Source organism: Mesorhizobium sp. P5_C1 (assembly GCF_054049815.1).
On sequence record NZ_JBFULQ010000566.1, the window covers coordinates 1 to 3,390 of the forward strand.

At 62.7% G+C, this 3,390-nt stretch carries 3 protein-coding genes and 1 pseudogene; 3 read left to right on the forward strand and 1 reads right to left on the reverse strand.

Features of this window, described 5'->3' with window-relative positions; genetic code table 11:
* The first annotated feature begins 265 nt into the window (after positions 1-265).
* Complete coding sequence (locus ACXJ7R_RS27950) at positions 266-955, forward strand: HAD family hydrolase (RefSeq protein ID WP_457154649.1); 690 nt, start codon at positions 266-268, stop codon at positions 953-955.
* Positions 956-978: 23 nt separating this feature from the next.
* On the opposite strand, the gene ACXJ7R_RS27955 is transcribed toward ACXJ7R_RS27950, so the two are convergent.
* Positions 979-1,719, reverse strand: coding sequence for a hypothetical protein (locus ACXJ7R_RS27955; RefSeq protein ID WP_457154650.1), 741 nt, complete (start codon positions 1,717-1,719; stop codon positions 979-981).
* Between the two features lie 127 nt (positions 1,720-1,846).
* On the opposite strand from ACXJ7R_RS27955, the gene thrC reads away from it, so the two are divergent.
* Positions 1,847-3,244, forward strand: coding sequence for a threonine synthase (gene thrC / locus ACXJ7R_RS27960; RefSeq protein WP_457154651.1), 1,398 nt, complete (start codon positions 1,847-1,849; stop codon positions 3,242-3,244).
* 14 nt (positions 3,245-3,258) lie between these two features.
* Positions 3,259-3,390, forward strand: a pseudogene (locus tag ACXJ7R_RS27965) (insulinase family protein); the annotation flags it as partial.

The following is a 3,390-nucleotide window of genomic DNA, read 5'->3' on the forward strand; positions in this document are numbered from 1 at the left end:
CGGCAACGCAGTCACCCTTGAGGATCGTGTCCAGCCATTCGGATTGCTGGGGGGCGTGGGATAGCTCGTCGAGAAGACGCACGGCAGACATTCTGACACCCGAGGCACGCGTTACAGTTTTACTCTCTGTTATGGTTACCGATCAGCGTAAATATTCGGTGAAGGCCACCGCGGATCTCCAAATTTGCGAAGGCGGCCCTGTTGGTGTATGCCGCGYCGCCTGAGCCTTCCCTGGCCCTTCCTTCTCCCAACCGTCCGGATCACCATGCCCCAGCCAGACCTTGTCATCTTCGATTGCGACGGCGTGCTCGTCGATTCCGAAATCGTCGCCGCGCGGGTCGAGGCGGAACTGCTGACCTTGGCCGGCTACGAAATATCGGCTGAGGAACTCGCCGAGACCTACGCCGGACTGACCTTCAAGGACATCATGATGCGGGTCGAGGAGAAGTCCAGCATCCCGTTCCAGGCCTCGCTGATCGACCGCGCCGAAGACCTCGTCGATCGCAAATTGCGCAGCGACGTCCGCGCCATCGACGGCGTGCGCGAGGCGGTCGCCGCGGTCACCGCTCCGCACTGCGTCTGCTCGAATTCGCGCTCCGAGCGGATCGAATTCATGCTGGAGAAGGTGCACCTGCTGCCGTTTTTCACCGGCCGGATCTTCTCGGCCCTGGAGATACCAAGCAAGAAGACCAAGCCGGCGCCCGACGTGTTCCTGTTCGCTGCGGAGAAACTCAACGCCAAGCCGGCGAACACATTCGTCATCGAGGATTCCGTGCACGGCGTCCACGGCGCCAGGACGGCCGGCATGCGCGTGATCGGCTTCACCGGCGCCGGCCACAGCTATCCCGGTCATGCCGACGCCTTGACGGAAGCCGGCGCCGAGACGGTCATTCGGCGCTGGGCGGAGCTGAAAAGCGTGATCGCCGCGCTGTCGGAGTGGTCGGCTGACGCCTGAGAGACGTGCGTCTCGACGCGAGACTAGTTCGTCGCGACAGCCTTCTTCTTGTGATTCTTCTTCGGCTTGTCCGTCGTCCCCTTCGGCGCGTTTTCATCATATCCGGCAAAGGCCTGATAGTCCTGCGCCGACGGTTCGGGCACGACGACATTGGAATCTGTGAAGACAAACTGCGTCGCGACCGACGGGTCGGTGACCTGGATMTGATACGGATGGATCTGCGAGTAGAGAACATCCGTGCCATGCATCACCGCGATACGGATCGGCATGGTGATGGTGCCGGGGGAAAATTTCGGTCCGGGCACAACCTTGCCGGCGACCGCGATCTTCATCGTCAACTGCCCGTTGGCGCGCAGACAATCACGGGTCACGTCGCTGATCGACGCCTGGTAGATGATGTTCGCAGACTCGTCGGGCGCGGTCGCGGCCGCGTCGGCCGCGGCCTGTGCCTCCTGCGCCTGCTGCTCGGCCTCGGCCTGGTTCCTCGGCTTGCGCATGGGCTTCGACTTGGGCTTCTGCACGCCCTTGGCATAGGTGTTGAAGAAGGCCGTGCCGTCGCGCACCGTCACTCTGGGGCAATAGGCCTGCAACTGGCTAGACAGGACCTTGGGATCCTGTGGCGGCGGCGGCGCTGTCGGATCCTTCTTGCCGAAGCCGAGGTCCAGGATGCCATTGTCGCTCGATTGGCAGCCGGCGGCGGCGAGCATAAAGCCGGTAAGCGCAAGACCCGCCAAAAAGCGGCCACTGAATGTACGAAACGCCATGAAACTGCACTTCCCTCTCGCAAAGCTGGTGACGTATATCAACCGCGCGGCAAAAATGCGACTGAGCCAGCGCAGAAATTAACCACCTTGTGGTGAACGGAAAACCCAGCGGTAACGGATTTGTGACATGCACTATGTGAGTACCCGCGGCGAAGCGCCCGTGCTTGGATTTTCCGACGCTGTGCTGGCTGGACTGGCGCGTGACGGCGGGCTTTACGTGCCGCGCGAGTGGCCGCAGTTTTCCGCTGCCGAGATCCGCGCCATGCGCGGCCTTGCCTATCCTGATCTCGCAATCCGCGTGCTGTCGCCCTTCCTTGGCGACGAAATCCCGGCGCCCGTCTTCGAGCGCCTGGTCCGCGAAGCCTATGCCACCTTCCGCCACGAGGCCGTCTGCCCGCTGGTGCAGACCGGCCCCAACACCTTCATCCTGGAACTCTTCCACGGGCCGACTCTCGCCTTCAAGGACGTGGCGATGCAGCTTCTGGCCCGGCTGATGGACCATGTGCTTGCCGAACGCGACCAGCACGCCACCATCGTCGGCGCCACCTCGGGCGATACCGGCGGCGCCGCCATCGATGCCTTTGCCGGGYGCAGCCGCACCGACATCTTCATCCTTTTCCCGCATGGCCGCGTCTCGCCGGTGCAGCAGCGGCAGATGACGACGTCGACCGCGCAAAATGTTCATGCGCTGGCGATCGAAGGCAATTTCGACGATTGCCAGGGCCTGCTCAAGGACATGTTCAACGATCACGGCTTTCGCGACCGGGTTGCGCTGTCGGGCGTCAATTCGATCAACTGGGCCCGCATCATGGCCCAGATCGTCTATTATTTCTCCTCGGCGCTGTCGCTGGGCGCGCCGGACAGGCCGGTCTCCTTCACGGTGCCGACAGGTAATTTCGGCGATATCTTCGCCGGCTATGCCGCCAAGAAGATGGGCCTGCCGATCGAGCGGCTGATCATCGCCACCAACGACAACGACATCCTGGCGCGCACTTTCGCAACCGGCGAATACCGCACCAAGGGCGTCTTTGCGACCACTTCGCCGTCGATGGACATCCAGGTGTCGTCCAATTTCGAACGCCTGCTGTTCGAGGCTTCCAACCGTGACGCCGCGACCGTGCGGGGCTACATGGACGGTCTCAAGCAGTCTGGCGCTTTCACCATCGAAACGCAGCAAATCGCTGGGATGCGGTCTGAATTCGACGCCGGCCGCGCAACCATGGACGAAGTCGCCGCCACCATCCGTTCGACGCTCGCCGGCAGCAACTACCTGCTCGATCCGCACACCGCGGCAGCCGTGCATGTGGCGGCGGGCAAGGCTTCAGGCGCGGTGCCGATGGTGGTGCTTGGCACCGCCCATCCAGCAAAATTCCCCGCCGCCGTCGAAGCCGCCAGCGGCGTCTCGCCCGCACTGCCCGCATGGCTAGGTGGGTTGATGACATCGGAGGAAAAATACACGGTACTTCCATCCGACCTGAAAATGGTGGAAGATTACGTCGGCCGCCGCGCGCGGGCGGCGCGTTAGGGAGTAGTAGCCATATGGGTGTTGAGGTAAGCCGTCTGTCGAACGGCCTGACAGTCGCCACCGAAACCCTTCAAAGCATCGAATCGGTTGCCCTTGGTGCCTGGGTCAAGTCAGGTGCCCGCAACGAACGCGACGAAGAGCATGGC

Bases quoted from the DNA above. Each gene is read 5' to 3' on its own strand.
- ACXJ7R_RS27950 (WP_457154649.1), top strand. From the start codon at position 266: ATGCCCCAGCCAGACCTTGTCATCTTCGATTGCGACGGCGTGCTCGTC.